This is a genomic window from Paraplanobispora takensis, from assembly GCF_016863195.1.
GTDB classification, from domain to species: Bacteria; Actinomycetota; Actinomycetes; order Streptosporangiales; family Streptosporangiaceae; genus Planobispora; species Planobispora takensis.
Genome location: NZ_BOOK01000001.1, coordinates 19,451 through 40,677 on the forward strand (window position 1 = coordinate 19,451; position 21,227 = coordinate 40,677).

19 protein-coding genes are annotated in these 21,227 nt (G+C 70.5%); 7 read left to right on the top strand and 12 right to left on the bottom strand.

What is annotated here, in order from left to right; genetic code table 11:
• Window positions 1–91 precede the first annotated feature (91 nt).
• From Pta02_RS00100 to Pta02_RS00110, 3 genes are all read left to right on the top strand, one after another.
• Window positions 92–859 (top strand): ParA family protein, encoded by a 768-nt coding sequence (locus Pta02_RS00100; protein WP_203872814.1) that lies wholly within the window; start codon window positions 92–94, stop codon window positions 857–859.
• A gap of 136 nt (window positions 860–995) precedes the next feature.
• Window positions 996–1,988 carry a ParB/RepB/Spo0J family partition protein gene (locus Pta02_RS00105; protein WP_203872525.1) on the top strand — a complete coding sequence of 331 codons (993 nt, stop codon included), beginning with the start codon at window positions 996–998 and terminating at the stop codon, window positions 1,986–1,988.
• 316 nt (window positions 1,989–2,304) lie between these two features.
• Window positions 2,305–2,706 (top strand): NUDIX hydrolase, encoded by a 402-nt coding sequence (locus Pta02_RS00110; RefSeq protein WP_203872526.1) that lies wholly within the window; start codon window positions 2,305–2,307, stop codon window positions 2,704–2,706.
• A gap of 176 nt (window positions 2,707–2,882) precedes the next feature.
• On the opposite strand, the gene Pta02_RS00115 is transcribed toward Pta02_RS00110, so the two are convergent.
• Together Pta02_RS00115 and Pta02_RS00120 are read right to left on the bottom strand one after the other, a co-directional pair.
• Window positions 2,883–3,935 (bottom strand): threonine aldolase family protein, encoded by a 1,053-nt coding sequence (locus tag Pta02_RS00115; RefSeq protein WP_203872527.1) that lies wholly within the window; start codon window positions 3,933–3,935, stop codon window positions 2,883–2,885.
• A gap of 111 nt (window positions 3,936–4,046) precedes the next feature.
• Complete coding sequence (locus tag Pta02_RS00120) at window positions 4,047–5,003, bottom strand: D-alanine--D-alanine ligase family protein (RefSeq protein ID WP_203872528.1); 957 nt, start codon at window positions 5,001–5,003, stop codon at window positions 4,047–4,049.
• 90 nt (window positions 5,004–5,093) lie between these two features.
• On the opposite strand from Pta02_RS00120, the gene Pta02_RS00125 reads away from it, so the two are divergent.
• The gene (locus Pta02_RS00125) at window positions 5,094–5,270 is read left to right on the top strand and encodes a hypothetical protein (protein ID WP_203872529.1); all 177 of its coding nucleotides are present in this window, start codon (window positions 5,094–5,096) and stop codon (window positions 5,268–5,270) included.
• Window positions 5,271–5,473: 203 nt separating this feature from the next.
• On the opposite strand, the gene Pta02_RS00130 is transcribed toward Pta02_RS00125, so the two are convergent.
• Complete coding sequence (locus Pta02_RS00130) at window positions 5,474–6,706, bottom strand: aminotransferase-like domain-containing protein (RefSeq protein ID WP_239129261.1); 1,233 nt, start codon at window positions 6,704–6,706, stop codon at window positions 5,474–5,476.
• 284 nt (window positions 6,707–6,990) lie between these two features.
• Between Pta02_RS00130 and Pta02_RS00135 the strand changes: the two genes are divergently transcribed.
• The gene (locus Pta02_RS00135; RefSeq protein ID WP_203872531.1) at window positions 6,991–7,611 is read left to right on the top strand and encodes a GNAT family N-acetyltransferase; all 621 of its coding nucleotides are present in this window, start codon (window positions 6,991–6,993) and stop codon (window positions 7,609–7,611) included.
• Window positions 7,612–7,843: 232 nt separating this feature from the next.
• Here Pta02_RS00135 and trxA read toward each other — a convergent pair whose 3' ends face one another.
• The 8 genes from trxA to Pta02_RS00175 all read right to left on the bottom strand — a co-directional run bounded on the left by trxA (window position 7,844) and on the right by Pta02_RS00175 (window position 17,087).
• A complete protein-coding gene (trxA, locus tag Pta02_RS00140; protein ID WP_239129152.1) occupies window positions 7,844–8,167 on the bottom strand; it encodes a thioredoxin in 324 nt (107 codons plus the stop codon).
• Between the two features lie 35 nt (window positions 8,168–8,202).
• The gene (trxB, locus tag Pta02_RS00145; protein ID WP_203872532.1) at window positions 8,203–9,135 is read right to left on the bottom strand and encodes a thioredoxin-disulfide reductase; all 933 of its coding nucleotides are present in this window, start codon (window positions 9,133–9,135) and stop codon (window positions 8,203–8,205) included.
• A 169-nt stretch (window positions 9,136–9,304) separates the two neighbouring features.
• Window positions 9,305–10,171, bottom strand: coding sequence for an anti-sigma factor family protein (locus Pta02_RS00150; RefSeq protein WP_203872533.1), 867 nt, complete (start codon window positions 10,169–10,171; stop codon window positions 9,305–9,307).
• The gene (gene sigM / locus Pta02_RS00155) at window positions 10,161–10,808 is read right to left on the bottom strand and encodes an RNA polymerase sigma factor SigM (protein ID WP_275423539.1); all 648 of its coding nucleotides are present in this window, start codon (window positions 10,806–10,808) and stop codon (window positions 10,161–10,163) included. Before sigM ends, Pta02_RS00150 begins: the two co-directional genes overlap by 11 nt.
• Before the next feature lie 136 nt (window positions 10,809–10,944).
• Entirely contained in the window at window positions 10,945–12,468 is a 1,524-nt protein-coding gene (locus Pta02_RS00160; RefSeq protein ID WP_203872535.1) for a protein kinase family protein, read from the bottom strand.
• Window positions 12,469–12,663: 195 nt separating this feature from the next.
• Window positions 12,664–14,271 carry a murein biosynthesis integral membrane protein MurJ gene (murJ, locus tag Pta02_RS00165; RefSeq protein ID WP_203872536.1) on the bottom strand — a complete coding sequence of 536 codons (1,608 nt, stop codon included), beginning with the start codon at window positions 14,269–14,271 and terminating at the stop codon, window positions 12,664–12,666.
• Window positions 14,272–14,326: 55 nt separating this feature from the next.
• Window positions 14,327–16,519 carry a DUF6049 family protein gene (locus Pta02_RS00170; protein WP_203872537.1) on the bottom strand — a complete coding sequence of 731 codons (2,193 nt, stop codon included), beginning with the start codon at window positions 16,517–16,519 and terminating at the stop codon, window positions 14,327–14,329.
• Window positions 16,520–16,565: 46 nt separating this feature from the next.
• Window positions 16,566–17,087 carry an aminoacyl-tRNA deacylase gene (locus tag Pta02_RS00175; RefSeq protein WP_203872538.1) on the bottom strand — a complete coding sequence of 174 codons (522 nt, stop codon included), beginning with the start codon at window positions 17,085–17,087 and terminating at the stop codon, window positions 16,566–16,568.
• Between the two features lie 159 nt (window positions 17,088–17,246).
• Here Pta02_RS00175 and Pta02_RS00180 point away from each other — a divergent pair, with 159 nt between their 5' ends.
• Together Pta02_RS00180 and Pta02_RS00185 are read left to right on the top strand one after the other, a co-directional pair.
• Window positions 17,247–18,644, top strand: a complete 1,398-nt coding sequence (locus Pta02_RS00180; protein ID WP_203872539.1) for a CCA tRNA nucleotidyltransferase — start codon at window positions 17,247–17,249, stop codon at window positions 18,642–18,644.
• 45 nt (window positions 18,645–18,689) lie between these two features.
• Window positions 18,690–19,910 carry an adenosylmethionine--8-amino-7-oxononanoate transaminase gene (locus Pta02_RS00185; RefSeq protein WP_203872816.1) on the top strand — a complete coding sequence of 407 codons (1,221 nt, stop codon included), beginning with the start codon at window positions 18,690–18,692 and terminating at the stop codon, window positions 19,908–19,910.
• Here Pta02_RS00185 and Pta02_RS00190 read toward each other — a convergent pair.
• Window positions 19,873–21,162, bottom strand: a complete 1,290-nt coding sequence (locus Pta02_RS00190) for an MFS transporter (protein ID WP_203872540.1) — start codon at window positions 21,160–21,162, stop codon at window positions 19,873–19,875. The two genes, Pta02_RS00185 and Pta02_RS00190, sit on opposite strands and share 38 nt — an antisense overlap.
• Between the last annotated feature and the right edge of the window lie 65 nt (window positions 21,163–21,227).

A 21,227-nucleotide genomic window follows, 5' to 3' on the forward strand; every position in this document is an offset into this window, starting at 1 on the left:
ACGTGAAACAACGGCTCCGACCACCACGGTCCCTTCCGGCGGCTCCCCGGGGACGCGGGACGGCGACTGGCCCCGGCCCCCCAAGACGAGGATCTTCACCGTCGCCAACCAGAAGGGCGGCGTGGGAAAGACCACCACGTCGGTGAACCTGGCGGCGGCACTGTCCATGCACGGCCAGCGCGTGCTGGTGGTCGACCTCGACCCGCAGGGCAACGCCTCCACGGCGCTGTCCATCGAGCACCGCGGCGACGTGCCGGACATGTACAAGGTCCTGGTGGAGGACGCCCCGCTCATCGACGTGGTCAAGGAGGTCCCGGAGATGCCGGGCCTCTACTGCGCCCCGGCCACCATCGACCTCGCGGGCGCGGAGATCGAGCTGGTCTCCATGGTGGCCCGGGAGTCCCGGCTCCAGCGGGCGCTGGCCGCCTACGACGCCATCGAGCTCGACTACATCCTCATCGACTGCCCGCCCTCGCTCGGCCTGCTCACCGTCAACGCGCTGATGGCGGCCAACGAGCTGCTGATCCCCATCCAGTGCGAGTACTACGCCCTGGAAGGTCTCGGCCAGCTCCTGCGGAACGTGGAGCTGGTGAAGGCGCACCTGAACCCCACGCTGGACCTGTCCACCATCCTGCTGACGATGTACGACGGCCGCACCCGCCTGGCCTCCCAGGTCGCCGAGGAGGTCCGCTCCCACTTCGGCGACCGGGTCCTCAGCACGCTGATCCCCCGGAGTGTGCGCGTCTCCGAGGCGCCGAGCTACGGCCAGTCGGTGATGACCTACGACCCGGGCTCCAGCGGCGCGATGGCCTACATGGACGCCGCCCGCGAGATCGCTTACCGCGGCGCCGCAGTGTGAACGCTGAGAACGCCGCGGCCGGCAGCGTCATGAGCACCGGCGCCATGAGTACGGGCGTCATGAGTACGGGCGTCATGAGCACTGCTGAGGTCATGCACACTACTGGGAGCGGAACCGCGACGCCGGGGGAGGGACAGTGAGCAAGCAGCCGAGAGGACTGGGCCGGGGTCTGGGAGCACTCATCCCGACCGCTCCCCCGGTGGCCGAGGTCCCGGCGGCGGGGACGGCGACCATCACGGCCCCGCCGGAGTCGGCGGCCGGGCAGCGACGCCCGGAGGCCAACGGCCACTCCGGGCCGGCACCGGTCGCCGGTGCGTACTTTGCGGAGATCCCGGTAGGGGACATCAACCCGAACCCCCGGCAGCCGAGAGAGAACTTCAACGAGGGCGCACTCGACGAGCTGGCGGCCTCGATCAAGGAGGTCGGTCTCCTCCAGCCGGTCGTGGTGCGGCCGGTGGGCGAAGGGCTCTACGAGCTCATCATGGGGGAGCGCCGGCTGCGCGCCTCCAAGCTCGCCGGGCTCGACGTGATCCCGGCGATCGTCCGGGAGACGAAGGAGGACAAGCTCCTCCTCGACGCGCTGATCGAGAACCTCCAGCGCGAGCAGCTCAACGGGATCGAAGAAGCGGCCGCCTACCGGCAGCTCCTGGACGACTTCGGCGCGACCCACGAGCAGCTCGCCGCCCGGATCGGCCGTTCCCGTTCGCATGTGTCGAACACCCTGCGCCTCCTCACTCTTCCGCCGAAGGTCCAGCTGAAGGTCGCAGCCGGAACGATCAGCGCGGGGCATGGACGGGCGCTGGCCGGTCTGCAGAACCCGGCCGCGCAGGAGCGCCTCGCCGATCGGATCGTGGCGGAACTGCTCACGGTACGCGCGGTCGAGGAGATCGTGGCGGTGGGCGACGTGTCCGCCGCTCCGGCGCCCCCCGAGCCTCGCACGCCCCGGGCGAAGCCCGCGGAGGACCCGTCGCTCCGTCGCCTGGCGGATCGGCTGTCCGATCACTTCGAGACCCGGGTGAAGGTGGACTTCGGTCGGCGCAAGGGCCGCATCGTCGTGGAGTTCGCCACCATCGACGACCTTGAGCGGATCATCGCGACGATGTCCCCGGACTCCCTGCGTCCGGAGTAGGTCCTCCCGAAGGCGCCAAGCGGATCTCTCGGAGGCGCCAAGCAGACCCCTCGGGACGCCAAACGGAACGGAATGGCCGCTGTGTTTCACGTGAAACACAGCGGCCATTCCACTGTCCACGCCACCGGAGCGACGGCCGTACGGCTCTCCCTTCGTCCTCGCCCCTGTCCCCATGGATCCCTCCGCTGTCGCGGCGGCCCGAGGCGACGCCTGGAAACGGTCGCCCCTCCGAAGGCCGCGCCTCTCCGGTGATCACGCAGATCGCACGCCGGCCCTCTGACCCATCCCTCCACGCCCTCGACGACAGGAGCGCCCGGTGAACACCCTCATCGACAAGATCGCCTGGATCCACCTGGACAACGGCAAGATTCTCAGCACCCGCTCGCGAGGCAAGGACGCCTACTACATCCCCGGCGGCAAACGCGAGCCCGGTGAAACCGATCTGGACACCCTCGTCCGCGAGATCGACGAGGAGCTCTCCGTCTCCCTCATTCCCGCCACCGCCGTCCACGTAGGCACCTACCGGGCCCAGGCGCACGGCCACGCCGAGGGCATCACCGTGCAGATGACCTGTTACACCGCCGACCATCACGGAGTGCCGACGCCCAGTAGTGAGATCGAGGAGATCGTCTGGCTGGGCTATGCCGACCGCGACCGCGTGTCCCCGGTCGACCGGATCATCTTCGACCACCTGCATCAGACCGGCCGGCTTCGATGACTCGGCGATAGCCGTACCGGCCCGCATCCGCTCCCCGCTTCAGGACCTACCCGGCGGAGGGCCGGAGGTGAGCCGCTGTTTCACGTGAAACATCACCTCGGATTTCGCCTCCGCCTCCCCTCGCTGTTTCACGTGAAACAGCGGCCCTCTGATGGTGGAGCGGACAGGGTTGTCGGTCAGGAGTGGGCGCTGACGACCGTGCGGATGTCGGAGACGAAGGTGTCGACCTCTTCGGGGGTGGTGTCGAAGGAGGTCACCCAGCGGACCACGTTCTCGTTGGCGTCCCACATGTGGAAGAGGTAACGCTGCTGGAGTTCGGTGATGGCCTTCTCCGGGAGGGCGGGGAAGACGGCGTTGGACTGGACGGGCCAGCGCAGAGAGACGCCGGGCAGATCACTGACGCCGTCGGCGAGGCGGTGGGCCATGGCGTTGGCGTGGGCGGCGTTCTCCCGCCAGAGGCCGTCGGTGAGGAGCGCGGTCAGCTGGACGGAGACGAAGCGCATCTTGGAGGCGAGCTGCATGCCCTGCTTGCGCAGGAACAGCGCCGGGGGATCCAGCTCGGGACGCAGGATGACGAGCGCCTCGGCGCCCATGGCGCCGTTCTTGGTGCCGCCGAAGCTGAGCACGTCCACGCCGGCGTCCGTGGTGAGGGCACGCATCGAGCAGCCGAGCTCGGCCGCCGCGTTGGCCAGGCGGGCGCCGTCCATGTGCAGGAAGAGTCCGCGAGAGTGGAGGAACTCCGCGAGTTCGGCGATCTCCGCCGCGGTGTAGGCGGTGCCGCACTCGGTCACCTGGGAGATGGACACGACGCGGGGCTGGGCGTACTGGGTGTTGCCGATGACGGAGAGGTGGTCGCGGATGCCGTCGACGGCGATCTTTCCGTCGTCCGTGGGACACGGGACGAGCTTGGCGCCGAGAACGCGTTCGGCCGCCCCGCCCTCGTGGGTGTTGATGTGGGCCGTGGCCGGGCACAGGACGGAGTCGTAGGGGCGCAGCATCAGGCCCAGTCCCACCACGTTGGCTCCGGTGCCGTTGAACATCGCATACGCCGTCGCCTGGTCGCCGAACTCGGCACGGAAGGCGTCCTCCATCGCCTTGGTCCAGGGGTCCGCGCCATAGGCGGGGGCGTCTCCGGCGTTGGCCTCGGCGATGGCCGCGAGGATCGCCGGGTGTACCCCGGCGTGGTTGTCGCTGGCGAAGCTCTTGGGGAAGAAAGTGGTGGTCAGCACAAGGCCCAGCGTAGGGGAGCGGTCCCGGCAGGCGGTCAGGCGGCCGGACGCCGGGGCCGCGGCACGGACGGTGGCCGGGCCGCGGCGTGGGCGCGTGGGTGTGACGGGGCGTCAGGCCGTGGTGCGGGCGGCGGCCTGCTCCAGGAGGACGCGGCACAGGGAGCCCAGATCCTCGCCGGCGGCCTCGGCGGCCATCGGGAGCAGGGAGGTCTCGGTCATCCCGGGGGCCACGTTGACCTCCAGGAAGTGCGGGAGCCCATCGGCGTCGACGATGAGGTCGGTGCGGGAGACGTCACGCAGGCCGAGCGCCGTGTGGGCGGTCACGGCCATCTCCGCGCAGGCGGCGGAGGCGGCGGGGGACAGCCGTGCCGGGGCGAAGAACTCGGTGCGGCCGGCGGTGTAGCGGGCCGCGTAGTCGTAGACGCCGTCGTCGGGGACGATCTCGACCGGGGGAAGCGCCACGGGCCCCTCACCCAGGTCGATCACCGAGACGGCGACCTCCACGCCCTCGATGTAGTGCTCGATCAGAGCGGTGTCACCGTAGGCGAAGCAGCCCACCATGGCGGAGGGGAGCTCCTCGGCGGTGCGGACGATCGAGGCGCCCAGGGCCGAACCGCCGCGGGACGGCTTGACGAACAGGGGCAGGCCGAGCTGGGCGACGATGCGGGCCAGCACCGCCGAGGCGCCGAGGTCGTGGAAGGTCTCCTTGGGCAGCGTCACCGAGGCGGGGGTGCGCACGCCGACGGAACGGACCACCGTCTTCGCGGTCGGCTTGTCGAAGGCGATCCGGCAGGCGTCGGACCCGGCCCCCACGTAGGGGACGGACAGCAGGTCCAGCACCGAGCGGATCGCGCCGTCCTCCCCCGCCCCGCCGTGGAGGGTGACGAAGACGGCGCTCGGCGACTCGGCCAGGATCCAGGGCACGAGTGAGGCGTCGGTGTCGCGGGTCTCGACCGAGACCCCCGCGGCGCGCAGCACCTCCGCCACCCGGCGGCCCGAGCGCAGGGAGACCTCCCGCTCGTAGGACAGCCCGCCCGCCAGGACGAGCACATGTCCCAGATCACTCATCCGAATACCTCCTAGAAGCCCTCACCGGGCCGCTGAGCCGCGTCTGGTCATCATGAGACGATCGCCGAACGACGATGCCGGAAGTCGACGATGCCGGAAGTCACCGTACGGCACTGCGCCGGAAGCGGCCACGCACCCGCGCTCCCGCCGGCTCCGCGCCCCACCGGTCCCACCCGCATCGCCCTCCCCTTCCTCGCTCCGCTCACGCCGTACGGCGGCGCCGATCGCCGCCGCGAGACGATCCGCCGTACCGGCGCCGGTCTGTGACAGACCGGCGGTGCGGCGGAGGGAACCGAGCCCCGGACGAGGGACGCGCTTCACCGGGACGAGTACGTGGTCCGGCCCGGTGGGACGCGCTTCGCCGGGACGGGTGCGCGGCCCGGCCGGGTGGGACCCTCACGGACATGGAGGCACCCGACGCGGTCCTGCCGGGTTCCCCGGCCCGGCTGGACACCGGACCGGGGACGGGGTCAGGCGAGGTCGGGGCCGGGGGTGTCGACTCCGATGTGATCGGGGTAGCTGCCGGTGCCGAAGGTGTCGCGCAGCTGGAGCTCTTGCTCGATCACCCCGGCCAGGCGCCGTACCCCCTCACGGATGCGCTCGGGCTCGGGATAGCAGTAGGACAGCCGCATGTGCCGGGCCCCGCTGCCGTCGGAGAAGAATCCCGTACCCGGCACGAACGCCACCCGTTCGGCGACCGCGCGGGGCAGGAGCGCCTTGGAGTCCAGCCCCTCGGGGAGGGTCGCCCAGACGAAGAAGCCGCCGCGCGGGCGCGTCCAGGTGCAGCCGGCGGGCATCAGCGCCTCCAGCGAGGAGAGCATGGTGTCCCGGCGCTCGCGGTAGAGCTCGCGGAAGGTCTTGATCTGCTCACGCCAGGGCTGGGTCGCCAGGTACTCGCCGACGGCGAGCTGGGTGAAGACGGAGTGCGACAGGACCGCCGACTCCATCGCCAGCACCAGCTTGTCGCGCACGGCGTGCGGGGCCAGGGCCCAGCCGACCCGGAAGCCCGGGGCCAGCGTCTTGGAGAACGACCCGAGATAGACGACGCCCTCGGGGTTGTCGGCGCGCAGGGCCCGCATCGGCTCGCCGTCGAAGCCGAGCAGGCCGTACGGGTTGTCCTCGACGATCAGCACGCCGGCGCGCTGGCAGATCTCCAGGACCTGCTGCCTGCGCCCGGCGTCGAGCGTCACGCCCGCGGGGTTCTGGAAGGTGGGGATCGTGTAGAGGAACTTGATCCGGCTGCCCGCGGTCTTCAGGGCGTAGATGGTCTGCGCCAGGGACTCGGGGATGATGCCCTCGTCGTCCATCGCGATGTGCACGACCTTGGCCTGGTAGGCGGCGAAGGTGCCGAGCGCGCCCACGTAGGACGGGCCCTCGGCGAGGATGACGTCGCCGGGGTCGATGAAGATGCGGGTGATCAGGTCGAGGGCCTGCTGCGAGCCGACGGTCACCACGACGTCGTCGGCGTTGCCCTCGATCCCCTCCAGGCGCATGACGTCGCAGATCTGCTCGCGCAGGTGCGGGTCACCCTGGCCGGAGCCGTACTGGAGCGCGACCGGTCCGCGCCGGGCCACCAGGTCGGAGACCAGCTCCCCCACCACGTCCAGGGGGAGGGCGGTGACGTACGGCATGCCGCCGGCCAGCGAGACCACCTCGGGCCTCGACGCGACGGCGAAAAGAGCTCGGACCTCGGAGGCGACCATCCCGGTAGCCCGTGCGGCGTACCGGTCGACGTAGGCATCGATGCGCGACCCGTGGGCCGCGACGGTCCGACCGTGATCCGGCTCGTGGGACACGGTCCACCTCCTAGGTCGTATGGAGCACTTCGTGCTCAAGCTAGGTGAACAAGGGTACGTCAGCGGCTCCGGCCGCCCGTTCGCGGGACCGGAGACCCGGAAACGGAGACCCCCGCTGGGCTACGATGCCAGCTAGGGACGCCGTTTTCGCGCGTATTTCGCACTAGTCTCGCCAGGATTGGGGCCAACAGGTGTCGCGTCGGCTGGCTAACGTCACTCTCGACAACCTCGATGACCTGCCGCGCCGCTGCCGCCGGTGCGTTTTCTGGGAGCTCGACCCCGTGAGCGGGGAACGGGCGGCGGAGGCCGGTGATCCGGAGCTGGAGAAGGAGGCCTGGATCTCGGCGACCCTGCTGGAGTGGGGCAGCTGCGGGAAGATCGCCTATGTGGACGGCGTTCCCGCCGGATTCGTGCTCTACGCGCCCCCGCTGTACGTGCCGCGTTCGGTGGCCTTCCCCACCTCGCCCGTCAGCGCCGACGCCGTGCTGCTGATGACGGCGCACATCATCCCGGAGTTCTCCGGCGGCGGGCTCGGCCGGATGCTGGTCCAGGGCGTGGCCAAGGACCTCACCCGGCGCGGGGTGCGGGCGATCGAGGCGTTCGGCGACCTGAAGTGGGAGAAGGCCGGGATGTGCGTGATGCCCGCCGACTATCTCCTGTCGGTCGGGTTCAAGACCGTCCGGCCGCATCTGCGCTTCCCCCGCCTCCGCCTGGAGCTCAAGAACGCCGTCTCGTGGCGTGAGGATGTCGAGGTGGCCCTGGAACGCCTGCTGGGTTCCATGACCCCGGAGCGGGCGTTGCGCCCCGTCTGAGGAATCTGAGAGGCTCCGGGGCGCACTTGAGGGCCTCTGGGATGCCTTGCGGGTTTCCGGGGTGTTCCGAGGGCTTCCCGGACGTCTGCGGATACGCGAAAGCCCCCTGCGTGGGGCGAGGGGGCTTTCACTGGGTGGGTGTGCCGCTCGGAAGAGCGGTGGTACGGCCGAGCCGCCGTGGGGAGCGCTCGGCCGCAGGGGGCTCTCGAAGGAGCCCCGCCGCGGGGGCTCCCTAGATGATGCCCTCGAGCTCGCGAAGCAGCATGGCCTTCGGCTTGGCGCCGATGATCTGCTTCACAACCTCTCCGTTCTTATAGACGTTCATAGTCGGGATCTGGAGTACGCCGTACTTCTGGGCAATTGCCTGATTTTCGTCGACGTTGAGCTTGACGATCTCCAGCTTCTCACCCTGCTCGTTCGCGATCTCCTGGAGGATCGGAGCGACCTGGCGGCACGGACCGCACCACTCGGCCCAGAAGTCGACGAGCACGGGCTTGTCACTCTTGAGGACGTCGTCCTCGAAGCTGGCCTCGGTCACGTTCTTGATGGCGCCCACGATTCCTGCTTTCTGTTTCCCGATGGTGTGGATGGTCAGCTGTCGTGATCGGCGAGCCAGCGCTCGGCGTCCAGGGAGGCCGAGCAGCCGGTGCCCGCGGCGGTGATCGCCTGGCGGTAGGTGTGGTCCACCACGTCGCCGGCGGCGAAGACGCCGTCCAGGTTGGTACGGGTGGAGGGGGCCTCGACCTTGATGTAGCCCTCGTCGTCGAGCTCCACCTGGCCCTTGAGGAGCTCGGTGCGCGGGTCGTGGCCGATCGCGATGAACAGGCCGGTGGCCGCCAGCTCGCTCTCCTCGCCCGTCTTGACGTTGCGCAGCCGTACGCCCGAGACCTTCTGGTCGCCGAGGACGTCGACGACCTCGCTGTCCCAGACGAAGCGGATCTTCTCGTTGGCGAACGCGCGGTCCTGCATGATCCTGCTGGCGCGCAGCTCGCTGCGGCGGTGCACGACGGTCACCGAGGAGGCGAAGCGGGTCAGGAAGGTCGCCTCCTCCATGGCGGTGTCGCCGCCGCCGACGACCACGATGTCCTGGCCGCGGAAGAAGAACCCGTCACAGGTGGCGCACCAGGAGACGCCGCGACCGGACAGCCGCTGCTCGTTGGGCACGCCGAGCTGGCGGTAGCCCGAGCCGGTGGCCAGGATGACCGTCTTGGCGTGGAAGGTGCCGGTGGCGGTCTTGACCACCTTGGGGGTGACGGTCAGGTCGACCTCGATCACGTCGTCGGCGACGAGCTCGGCACCGAAGCGCTCGGCCTGCTTGCGCATGCCGTCCATGAGATCGGGGCCCATGATGCCGTCGGGGAACCCGGGGAAGTTCTCCACCTCGGTGGTGTTCATCAGCGCGCCACCGGCGGTGACCGAACCCTCGAAGACCAGCGGCTTGAGGTCGGCGCGCGCGGAGTACACAGCCGATGTGTAACCGGCGGGACCCGATCCGATGATGATCACATTCCGGACGTCCATCACGCGTTGCGCCTTTCCCTCTGTCGTTGCAGTCGCGTCAACAGATCCTAGGCTCCGGTGATTCCCGCCGGACGCGAAAGGCGGCCTCCCGGGCGCAAAGCCTCACGATCCCGGCCGCCGGACGCGGGAAAAGCCCGGCACGGACGGGGTCCGTACCGGGCTTTCCAGGCTGTCACTTCCAGCGGGCGAGAGCGGGTTCGCGCACCTGGTCGCACTCCGGGCCCACCACGTGGACGAGCACCTGGTTCTTGGACACGTTGTGCCAGAAGACCATGACGTTGGCCTCCTGCCCGTTGTAGAAGCCCTGGTCGACCGCGAAGGGAGCCGTGCCGACCTTGGCGGCGACCTGGCGCACGCACTGGTCGATCTTCGAGCTCTCCGTCGTGCCACCGGCGTTCACCGGGCCGATGTAGCCCAGCAGCGAACCGCTGAGCTCCTGGTCGGTGTAGTTCCAGTTGCTGTCGGTCAGCTGGTACTTCGGCGGGGCCGCGTCGGCCTGGACCCCGATCATGGGGTTGGTGTCCGGTCCTCCCGAAGCGGACAGGATGCCGGTCGTCACCACCGTGGCGCCGATCACCGCCGCCGCCACTCCCGCCGCGGCGGCGGGCATCGCCCACCGGCGCCGCGTGGCGGCCCTGCGCCGCCTGGCCGGGGTGACCGGGACGACGGTGCCGTCGTCGCCGACGACCCCCAGTCGCACCGGCTCCGGCTCGGGGAGGGACGGGGTCTCCGTCTCCCACGGCGCGTCGCGCATTATGTCGTCCCAGGCCGGTGCCTCCACCAGCCCCACTCCACCTCCACGCAAGCTCTCGGCCTCTGCGGCCAGCGCACGGTCGATCCGGAGCGCGACTCCCATCGGCATCGCCGGGGTGGGAGTCCCCGAGAGCATCTCGCGGACCGCTGCGAGATCGGCAAGGCTCTCGCCACAGGGATCGCAGATCGCGAGATGCTCGCGAACCTGCAGGGCCGTGGCGGCGTCGAGGAGACCCTCGGCCAGTTCGGCCAGGATCTCCAGGTCGTAGTGCGTATCACCCGTCACGAAGTTCTGCTCCCTTCGCCGATGAGACGCGAGATAGGTCAGATCGGTTCCGCAGATGCGAAAGAATTGGGACAAGTTTGGCTCGACCGCGCGCACAGCGGCTCTTCACCGTGCCGCTGGGCACCTGCAGGACCTGGGCGGCGTCCTCGACGGAGTAGCCCATCATGTCCACCAGCACCAACGCCGCCCGCTGGTCGGCGGGCAGCAGCTTGAGCGCCGAGGAGACCTCCATGGAGACCTCGCGCTCGGTCGTCTGGTCGGGCACCGGCGTCTCGCGCTCGGCGGCCTCGATCAGCTCGTCGTCTGCGACGGGGCGCACCGACTTCCTGCGCATGCGGTCCAGGCAGGCGTTCACCACGATGCGGTGCAGCCACGTGGTGACCGCCGCCTCGCCGCGGAAGCTCTCGGCCTTGCGGTAGGCGGAGACGAAGGCGTCCTGTACGGCGTCCGCCGCCTCGTCGGGGTCGCCCAGCGTGCGCAGGGCGACCGCCCACATGCGGTCGCGATGCCGCTTGACTATTTCACTGAAAGCCTGTGGATCCCCGGCGATGTGGCGGTTCAGCAGGTCGGCGTCGGACACGGCCGTCCGTCCTGCCTGCTGGTCCGCCGCCGGCGGGGTCTCGGGTGGGGAATTCACAAGGAGAGTCCTGCTATGCCGATCCGGGAGAACACCACTACGGGATAGATGGTGCCACGAAATCTCCGATGATCGGCAAGAAGCCGGGTAAACCAGAGCAAATCACACTGGTATGACACCATCTGTCACACGGTCGTCACTTGACCGCGAGCACCTTCACCTCGTTCACCTGACCTCGGTATCTGCCCTGGTAGGTGGGGACCTCGGTGAACCAGATCAGCAGATAGCGGCCCTTCTTCGGAGAGTCGAGGGTGAAGGTCTTCTTGCCGCCCACGTCGGAGGTCTTGTCGACCACGTCGGTGCCGTCCACGCTCTTGGAGGAGCCGATCCGCAGCTCCACCGTGCCGCCCGAGGTGCCGCCGAAGTCGATCTGGACCTCCTTGACCTGGACGCTCTCCTTCATGTCGATCATCAGGCCGACACCGGTCTTCAGCCGGCCGAAGTCGGCCGAGTCGTAGGTCTCGGAGTGCCAGTCGGTGGAGGGCTTGCCGTCCACCGCGTCGGCCGCGCGCTTGTTCTGCTCGTCGTTGTCGCCCAGCGGGTCGAAGCCCGAGGCCGCCAGCGACTTCACCTCGCGGGTGGCCGACGGGGCCGAGGACGAGCTGGGCTTGGAGGTGGCGTCCGCGGGCGGCGTCCCGTTGTTGCCGAGGTTGCGGCCGAGTGTCCAGGCACCCAGCCCGACCGCGGTCATCACCAGCAGGACGACCACCACCATGGCCACCTTGCCGAGCACCCCGCCTCCTCCGGCCGGGGCCTGGTGGTGGTGATGGGGGTGGGTGATCGGCGTGACCGGGCGCTGCGCCGTGGGCGGCGCGACGTCCAGCCCTTCGGAGCGGGAGGCGGTCACCTGGGGCGCCGCCGGCGGCGGCACGGGCATGGGGGTGGGCCGGGGCACCGACTCCAGGGCCTCGGCGACCTCCGCGGGGGTCGTCAGCGGGGTCAGGCCGCGCCTGCTCTCGGACAGGATCGCCCGGCAGGTGATCGTGTCGAGATAGCCGGGGACACCGGCGGTGACCTGGCGCGGCGTGCAGAAGCGCCCGTCGTCGGTGGGCGCGACGGGCAGCCCGCAGGTGTCCTCGCCCGGCCAGTGGCCGGTCAGCCCGGCGTACAGCAGGCGGCCCAGGCCCTCGGCGTCGGCGCGGGAGGCGTCGGCGACCCGCATGTTGTCGTCGGCCACCCCGGCCAGGACGGCGTCGACCCCGAGGCCGAGCAGCTTGACCGTGCCGCCCGCCGTCCACACCAGGTGGTCGGGGGTCAGGCACAGATGCGGGATGCCGGCGTCGTGGGCGTGGGCCAGTGCCTCGGCGGCCTCGGCGACCAGGGCGGCGGCCCGCTCGGGCTCCAGGGATCCGGTGCCGACCAGGTCGGTCAGGGTGTCTCCGCTCACCCACTCGCTGACGACGTAGGAGTGCCCGTCGTCCTCGGTGGCGTCGAAGACCTGGGTCAGCCGGGGGTCGGTCAGCCTGCTGGCCGCGCGGGCGGCCGTCACGACCTCGTTCAGCCGGGGGAAGTCCGGGGCGAAGGTGTGGACGGCCACGGGGCGCGCGAGCACCTCGTCCATGGCCTTCCAGAGCGTGGCCCCGCCCGACTCGTGGACGCGGTCCTCGAGTCGGAACCTCGCGGCCAGCTTCGCGCCGGGCTCTATTGCGGAGGTGCTCATGAGTCCTCCGAGACTGGGAACGCGTCAGCGTCGCGCCCTGCGGGCACGCCGGGACGCCTCACACGATGCCGGGTGGATCCGCCCACGCCCTCCTGCTTCCATTAGCCGCATGTCACCACACGCGTCGCACCATGGTAGTGCCGCGGTGGTTCCACCCGCGTTCTCCTTCTCTGACGAACGAGCGAAACCTCTGGGTTACCGACGTACCCGCCCCGCCACCATTCCAACGAGCGAACTCACCTCGGGGATGCGCGTCCGGTGGGCCACCACCAGGTAGACGAGCATGCCCGCCCCGCCTCCGGCGGCGAGCATGATGGCCGCGCTGAGCGGGCTCAGGACGGTCAGCTCCTGTGTGAGCCAGAGCACACCCAGGGCGATCAGCGCGCCCGGGATCGCCGCCGTGTACATCCGCGACAGCCCGCCCGCCACCGTCCGCCCGTTCAGCCCGCCCGCGCGGCGCGAGGCCAGCGTCCAGGCCACCGCGGTGCCGGCGATGTAGGAGACGGTGAAGGAGAAGGCCAGCCCCATGACGACGTACTGCGCCGGCAGGAAACGGGCGACGGCGAGGCTGAGCGCGACGTTCACCAGCGTGTTGCCCATCCCGACGAAGGCGGGGGTGCGGGTGTCGCCGAAGGCGTAGAAGACCCGCAGCAGCAGCTGGAAGATCGAGAAGGGCACCAGCGCCACCCCGAAGACCTGCAGGACGTTGCCGATGTAGACGGCGTTGTCCAGGTCGTTGTTGCCCCAGGAGTAGATCAGCACGGTGACGGCGGGGCCGAGCACCATCAGCAGCAGCCCCGCGGGCACCAGCAGCACCGAGACCAGGCGCACGCCCGAGGCGAACTCCTCGCGGACCGAGGCGAGTTCGCCCTCGGCGACCGACCGGCTCATCCTGGGCAGCATCGCGGTGATCACCGAGACCGCGATGACCCCGTAGGGGAGCTGGAAGAGCTGGAAGGCGTTGGCGTAGGCCGTGGGTCCCCCGCCCGGGGCCTCGTCGCCCGCCCCGGAGGCCAGGTTGGTGGTGACCAGGAAGCCGAACTGGGTGATGGCGATGTAGAGGAAGGTCCAGGACGCGGCCCGGCCCATCTCGCCGAGCCTGGCCTCCCGCAGGCCGAAGCGCGGCCGGAAGCGGAACCCCACGCGGTGCAGGGAGATCATCAGCACCAGGCACTGGGCCGCGATGCCCGCGGTGGTGCCCAGGCCGAGCAGGGTGAGGTCGGCTTCGCTCACCCGGTCGACGTCCGCGCCCGCCTCGCCGGCCGTCAGGTAGTACAGGACCAGGACGCCGATCATCACGATGTTGTTCAGCACCGGCGCCCACATCGGGGCGGCGAAGCGGTCGCGGGTGTTCAGGATCGCCCCGGCGAGCGCGCCGATGCCGACGAAGGCGATCTGCGGCAGGACGAACCGGGCCAGGATGACCGCGACCTCGATCTTCCTGTCGCTCCAGCCGTCGTCGGTGTAGAGGCCGATCAGCGGCCGGGCGAGCAGCACCGCCACCACGGTGAGCAGCACCAGCGCGATCGTGCCCAGCGTCATCAGCCGCTGCTCGTAGGCCCGGCCGCCGTCGGGGTCCTCCTTCTGCCGCCGGACGATCATCGGGACCACGACGCTGCTGAGGACCCCGCCCAGCAGGAAGTCGAACAGGATGAACGGGATCGCGTTGGCGATGGTGTAGGCGTCGCCCATGTGGGCGCTGCTGAGGGCGGCCACGAGCACCGCGGTGCGGACGAAGCCGGTGACGCGGGAGGCCATCGTCCCCGCGGCCATGATGGCGCTGGCCCGCAGGAGCCTGCTCATTCGCGTCCTTCCGTTCGCCGTCCGATTGCTGGGTTCACTGCTTCAGACTCCGGGGTCAGGACTCGTTCCCGGCCGGGACGGCGCTCTGCCGGGCCGGCACGGCCGCCGCGACGCGGCGCGCCCCCCGCCGGCGCAGGACGCGCATGACCACGGCGGCCAGCATCACCACGAGGGCGGCGCCCACGATCACCAGGGCGATCCCGGTGTAGCCGGTGGTGCGCACGGTCAGCTTGACCTTCTGGCCGTACTTGCGGCCGTCGTCGGTGGTGAGCTGGACCGTCACCGTGGCCTGGCCGCTGCCCTTGGAGGTCATCGGGATCCGGATGGTCTCGATCTGGTCGCTGAAGATGATCATCTCGTCCTTGTAGGGCTCGATCTTCAGCAGCTTGGGAGCCTGGGAGGTGACCTTCACCCTGACCCTGACCCCTCTGTCGCTCTTCAGCTCGTTGCGGACGCTGATCGGCACCTCGCCGTCCGTGCCGGCCAGCGTGCGGATCTGGGACAGCTCGCTGCCGGTGATCCAGACCTTCGCGATGTGGGCGTCGATCGTCTCCTGGACCCTCTCGACGTACGGCTTGGCGACCTCGGTCCTGTCCCGCCAGGCCGAGGAGGACAGCCGCAGCAGCGCCATGTCGAACGCGTCGAAGTCCTCGGCGACGGTGACGGCCGCGGTCAGGTCCGCGCGGGCGCCGACCCGCCTGACACTGCCCAAGTACTGCTTGCCGAGCTCCTCGCGCCGGTCCTGTTCGGCGTAGGCGAGGTCGCCCCGGGCCGTGGCGACCTTCGCGGGCCGTACCTTGTCCAGGGGGGTGGGGCTCAGCCACGGCAGGCGCGAGGCCGTCTCCAGCAGTCCCGAGACGTAGGCCGGATCGGGGGACCAGCGCCGGGGCGGGACGACGACCACGGTCCTGGGCTCGGTGACCGGCTCGGCGCTGATCATCGCCGTCTCGGCGACGAACCGCTGCCGGTTGAGCTGGGCGGCGCCGGGGGCGGAGGTCACCGCGCCGAGGGTCTCGCTCAGCACGGCGTCGGCGACCAGCGCCTTGACCGGGCCGTTCACGCTGTGCACCGTCGCCACGGCGTCGGGGGTCGTCACCGGGGCGGCGGCCGTGGTCGTGCCGGTGGGAGTGGTGACGGCGGCCGGGGAGACCTGGGCGGGCAGGTTCACCGCGTCCAGCAGCACGGTTCTCACCCCGGCGGACGCGAGGAGGTCCAGGCCGTCGTAGTCGATCATCCCGTCGACCGGCCAGCCCACGTCGGTCGGGACGTCGCGGCCCAGGATCTCCTCGGCGACCTTCCCGGCGGTGGTCACGCCCGTCCCGGTGACGTCGTCCAGGCCGTTGTGGGCCAGGGCGGCCACGTCGGGGTCGGCGTAGGGGACGGCCACGACGGGGACCTCGGCCAGCGCGGAGCGCAGGTCGTCGAGCCACTGCGCCGTGGCCGTGTCGCCGGGACGGCTGCGGCCCCTGCCCTCGGACCTCGACCAGTGCGTCCCGCCCATCGCCCGCGCGTCGTCGAGCAGGGCGGGGTCGACCATCCAGGTGAGGCCCTCGAAGGAGGAGGTGTCCTGGGCGAGCTTGAGCAGGTCGCCCAGGCGCTTTCCGGAGGTCAGGGAGGCGGGCAGGCTCTCGTCGAGGAAGGTGCCGTCGTCGGCCCGGCGCGGCTGGTCGATGAGGGGCAGCACCACCGACAGCCGGGTGCGCGGGACCTTGAGGTCGCGCGGCATGTAGGTGATGAAGGTGCGCTGGACGGCGACCTGCCGGCCCAGGGAGTCGATCACCTCGATCATCAGCGGGTAGACGCCGAAGCGGGAGATGCCCAGCGCCCCCGGGGTGAAGGTGTACTCCCAGGCGGCCTCGCCCCCGGCCGGGACCGGCTGGGGGAGATAGCGCTCCGTCTGCCAGGCGCCCGGCTGGAAGCCCTGCCCGGTCAGATAGACGGCCATCTGGGCCCGCTGGGCGAACGGCTGCGAGGAGTAGTGCATCCGGGTCCGCAGGCCGTTCAGCGTCTCTGTGCCGGAGTTGACCACGGACCCGGAGACCTTGATCTCGTCGGCCGGCTCGCGGGCCACCTCCGGGCCGATCGACTCGATCACGACGTGCGTGGTCTGCCTGCTCTGCCGCTCGGCGGTGCCCGTCACTGTGCCGGCCGCGTTCGTCTGGGCGCTCGCCGAACCCGGAAGAGCCACGGCCGCGGGGAACAGCAGCGTGGCGGTGAGGACGGCGAGTGCCGCGGCCTTACGGATCACCGGGCGGCCAGGGGTCGGAAACGGCGCACGCCCGTAATGCTATGGCCTATCCGGCGAGCTGGACGGTCACCGCCTCATTCCTGGGCCGGGGCGGGGAGAGGTCGGCGACCTTTCCCGAGACGAGTTGCAGCAGGTCGGAGGCGCGGATGAGCAGCGCGGTGTGACGTTCGCCCGTCGGGGTGTGGACGAGCCCGGTGGTCTGGCCGAGCCGTTCGTCCACCAGCACGGTCAGCCCGTCGGGCAGCAGCAGCGGGCAGACCAGCCCCGCGGCGTAGTCGGTGGCGGAGTTGACGGTGAAGGCCGAAGCCGGGCGGACCCGGCGGGCGCCCAGGGTGGCGCCGATCCCGCCCGGCCGGGGCGGGTTGTCGACCGAGGAGACGACGGCCACCGGTTCGCGGCCGATCCGCGTGGTCACTTCGAAGACGGAGACGCCCACGCAGGTCGCGGGGTCCGCGGAGAGCACCTCTGGCAGCTCGTCGGCACACGTCAGTGCGCGTGGAAGGCGTACGATCTCATGATGGATCTGGTGCGCGAGGAGCCAGCGGTGGATCGCGAGGGCGTCCTTCATATATGTCCTCCTTGCCTCGTCGCGCGGCTCCGTCCGGCCCTTGACCGACCGTAGCCTGGTGATCGCTGCACGGCGTATCCCCAGCAGGGAACGTATCCCTAACCGAAGGACCTACCCGGTTTGTCCCTTTCAAATCTGACTGAGAGCCAGCGGCACGGCATGAGCGAGCTGTTCCGGAAGATCGCCCCGGTGGTCGACGAGCTCGGTGAGCTCTTCGCCGACCGGGGATACGAGATCGCCCTCGTGGGCGGTTCCGTGCGAGATGTCCTTCTCGGCAGGATCGGCAACGACCTCGACCTGACCACGGACGCGCGTCCGGAGACGGTCCTGGAGCTCATCCGCGACTGGGCCGACTCCATCTGGACGATCGGCATCGACTTCGGCACGGTCGGCGCGCGCAAGGGCAACTGGCTGCTGGAGATCACCACCTATCGCAGCGAGTCCTACGACCCCCGCTCGCGCAAGCCCGAGGTGATCTACGGCGACACGCTGGAGGGCGACCTCGCCCGCCGCGACTTCGCGGTCAACGCGATGGCGCTGCGGCTGCCGGGCCGTGAGTTCGTCGACCCGCACGGCGGCCTGGACGACCTGCACGCCAAGGTGCTGCGCACCCCCGGCCCGCCGGAGCGGTCCTTCGACGACGACCCGCTGCGGATGCTGCGCGCCGCCCGCTTCGCCAGCCAGCTCGGCTTCACCGTGGACCCCGCGACCTTCGCCGCGATGACCGCGATGGCCGACCGGATCGAGATCGTCTCGGCCGAGCGGATCCGCGAGGAGCTGGACAAGCTGATCTGCGGCGCCCACCCCCGCGAGGGCCTCGGGCACCTGGTCCAGTCGGGGCTCGCCGCGCACGTCCTGCCGGAGCTGCCCGGTCTCCGTCTGGAGATCGACGAGCACCACCGGCACAAGGACGTCTACGAGCACACGCTGATCGTGCTGGAGCAGGCCATCGACCTGGAGGAGAAGGGGCCCGACCGCATCCTGCGCTGGGCCGCGCTCATGCACGACGTGGGCAAGCCCAAGACCCGCCGCCACGAGCCCGGGGGCCGGGTCTCCTTCCACCACCACGAGGTCGTCGGCGCCAAGATCACCAAGAAGCGGATGACGGAGCTGCGCTTCCCCAAGGACGTGGTGGCCGACGTCTCCCGCCTGGTCGAGCTGCACCTGCGCTTCCACGGCTACGGCGGCGGCGAGTGGACCGACTCGGCCGTGCGCCGTTACGTGCGGGACGCCGGGCACCTGCTCGACCGCCTGCACAAGCTGACCCGCGCCGACTGCACCACCCGCAACCGGCGCAAGGCCCAGGCCCTCTCGCGCACCTACGACCAGCTGGAAGAGCGCATCGCCCGGCTGGCCGAGGAGGAGGAGCTCGGCAAGATCCGCCCGGAGCTCGACGGCAACGAGATCCAGGAGATCCTCGGCGTCCCCCCGGGCCCGGTGATCGGGCGCGCCTACAAGTTCCTGCTCGACATGCGCATGGACGAGGGGATCATCGGCAAGGAGGCCGCCGCCGAGGCCCTGCGCGCCTGGGCGGAGGAGAACGGCATCCTCTCCTGAGCCCCTTCCCCGCCGGGGCCCTGCGCGTAGGGTGGCGGCGTGGATGTGCTGAGTCTTGATCGGGACCATGTCTGGCATCCCTACGCCGCGGTTCCCCCCGCGGTGCCGGTGCACCGGGTGGTGCGGGCCGAGGGGGTACGGCTGACGCTCGCCGACGGGCGGGAGCTGGTCGACGGGATGTCGTCGTGGTGGGCGGCGATCCACGGCTACAACCACCCGCGCCTCAACCAGGCGGTCAGGGACCAGCTCGGGGACATGGCGCACGTCATGTTCGGCGGCCTGACCCACGAGCCCGCCGTACGGCTGGCGCACCGGCTCGCGGACATGACCGGCCTGCCGAAGGTGTTCCTGGCCGACTCCGGGTCGGTGGCCGTCGAGGTCGCGATCAAGATGGCGTTCCAGTTCACCGGCAGGAGCCGCCTGCTGACGGTCAGGGGCGGCTACCACGGCGACACCTTCGGGGCGATGGCCGTGTGCGACCCGGTCAACGGCATGCACCACCTGTTCTCCGGGGCGCTCCCGCAGCACGTCTTCGCCCCTCGGCCGCCCGCGGAGTACGACGGGGACTATCTCGCGGAGCTGGCGGAGACGGTCGCCCGGCACGCCCACGAGCTGGCGGCGATCATCGTGGAGCCGGTCGTCCAGGGCGCGGGCGGCATGCACTTCTACCACCCGGCCTATCTGCGCGGGCTCCGGGAGCTGGCCGACGAGCACGGCGTCCTGCTGATCGCCGACGAGATCGCCACCGGCTTCGGCCGTACCGGAGAGCTGTTCGGCTGCGACCACGCCGGGATCCGGCCCGACATCATGTGCCTGGGCAAGGCGCTGACCGGCGGCTATCTCTCCCTGGCCGCGACGTTGTGCACCGGGCGGGTGGCCGAGGGCATCGGGGTGCTGATGCACGGGCCGACGTTCATGGGCAACCCGCTGGCCACGGCGGTCGCCGGGGCCTCGCTCGACCTGCTGGCCGAGCGGCCCTGGCGCGAGGAGGTCGCCTCGATCGGCAAGGGGCTGAGCGAGGGCCTGGCCGGGGTCGCCGGGCTCCCCGGGGTGAAGGACGTGCGCGTGCTGGGCGCGATCGGGGTGATCGAGACCGCTGCCCCCGTCGATGTCTCGAAAATTCAGGACATCGTGATGCGGCATGGCGTCTGGCTCCGGCCGTTCGGCCACCTGATCTACACCATGCCGCCCTACGGGATCGGCGACGACCTGGAGCGGATCACCGCCGCTATGACGGCTGCGGTGCGGGCACTCGGCGCGGTGTGACGACGCGATAGAGCACCGCGCCGGCGATGTAGCCGGCGGTGATGAGGCCGAGCACGAGCAGCGACCGGCCGTTGGGCGGCAGCAGCAGCGCCGCCAGGGCGGCGGCCAGCACGTAGCTGCCGTTGAAGAGCATGTCGTAGATCGAGAACGCGCGTCCCAGGTAGGCGTCCTCCACGTCGCGCTGGACCGCGGTGTCCGCGCAGATCTTGATGCTCTGCCCGGCGATGCCGAGCACGAAGCCGCCGACGGCGAAGCCCCACTGCTGGAACGGCGCGCACAGCGCGAACGTCAGGAGCCCCGCGGTGACGAGCATGACCGGGACCCACCGCTCGATGCCGAGCCGCTCGGTGGCCCACGGCGTGACGAGCACGGCCAGGAAGTAGCCCACCCCCGAGGTGGCGACCACCACGGTCACCGCGTTCAGCGCCTCCTCGGCGTTCTCGGCGAAGTAGTAGCGCGAGAGCATCACCAGCATCGCCGTGCACATGCCGTACATGAACCGGTGGGTGGCCATCGCGCCCATCGCCGCGGCGGCGGCCCGGTGGTGGACGATGTGCCGCGCGCCGTCGGCCAGGCCGCTCAGCACGTGGCGTACGGCCTCGCGGGCCTGGGGGAGGTTCGGGTCGTAGGCCGGGCCGAGGAGCTCGCGGCGCATCGTCCTGGCGATCAGCGCGCTGACGCCGAAGATGAGGCCGGAGACGACCATCAGCACGGCGATGCCGTGGTCGTCGGCGCCGAAGATCTTCCTGAGCAGGAAGCCGACGCCCACGCCCACGAAGGTCAGCACGGTGCCCGAGGTGGGGGTGACCGCGTTGGCCACCATCAGCCGGTCGGACGGGACGACGTGCGGGAGGGAGGCGCCGAGCGCGGCGAGGAAGAAGCGGTTCACACCGAGCACGCACAGCGCGGTGACGTAGAAGAGCCATTCGGGCGCGTCGAAGGCGAGCAGGGCCGCGGCCGCCAGCAGGAGCACACCTCGTATCAGCGGCGCGACGACCAGGATCTGCCGCCGGGACCAGCGGTCGATGAACACGCCCGCGAACGGCCCGAGGATGGAGTACGGCAGGAGCAGCACCGCCAGGCCCGAGGCGATCTGGGCGGCGCTGGTGCTGCGCTCCGGACTGAAGAAGGCCAGCCCGGCCACCGCGAACTGGAAGATCCCGTCGGAGAACTGCGAGACCAGGCGGGTGCTGTACAGCCGCCGGAAATCCCGCCCCCGCAGGACCACGCGCAGATCGGATACGAATGACACCCGATCAGCCTACGGTGGCCGCCCCCGCCGGGCATCGGGAACATCCCTGAGTTTCGCAGGACGCG

Coding starts and splice junctions, on each gene's coding strand:
- Pta02_RS00120 (WP_203872528.1), bottom strand. CDS start 5,003: ATGAGTGATCTGGGACATGTGCTCGTCCTGGCGGGCGGGCTGTCCTAC.
- Pta02_RS00125 (WP_203872529.1), top strand. CDS start 5,094: ATGCCGGAAGTCACCGTACGGCACTGCGCCGGAAGCGGCCACGCACCC.
- Pta02_RS00130 (WP_239129261.1), bottom strand. CDS start 6,706: ATGGTCGCCTCCGAGGTCCGAGCTCTTTTCGCCGTCGCGTCGAGGCCC.
- Pta02_RS00160 (WP_203872535.1), bottom strand. CDS start 12,468: ATGAGCACCTCCGCAATAGAGCCCGGCGCGAAGCTGGCCGCGAGGTTC.
- murJ (WP_203872536.1), bottom strand. CDS start 14,271: ATGAGCAGGCTCCTGCGGGCCAGCGCCATCATGGCCGCGGGGACGATG.
- Pta02_RS00175 (WP_203872538.1), bottom strand. CDS start 17,087: ATGAAGGACGCCCTCGCGATCCACCGCTGGCTCCTCGCGCACCAGATC.
- Pta02_RS00180 (WP_203872539.1), top strand. CDS start 17,247: ATGAGCGAGCTGTTCCGGAAGATCGCCCCGGTGGTCGACGAGCTCGGT.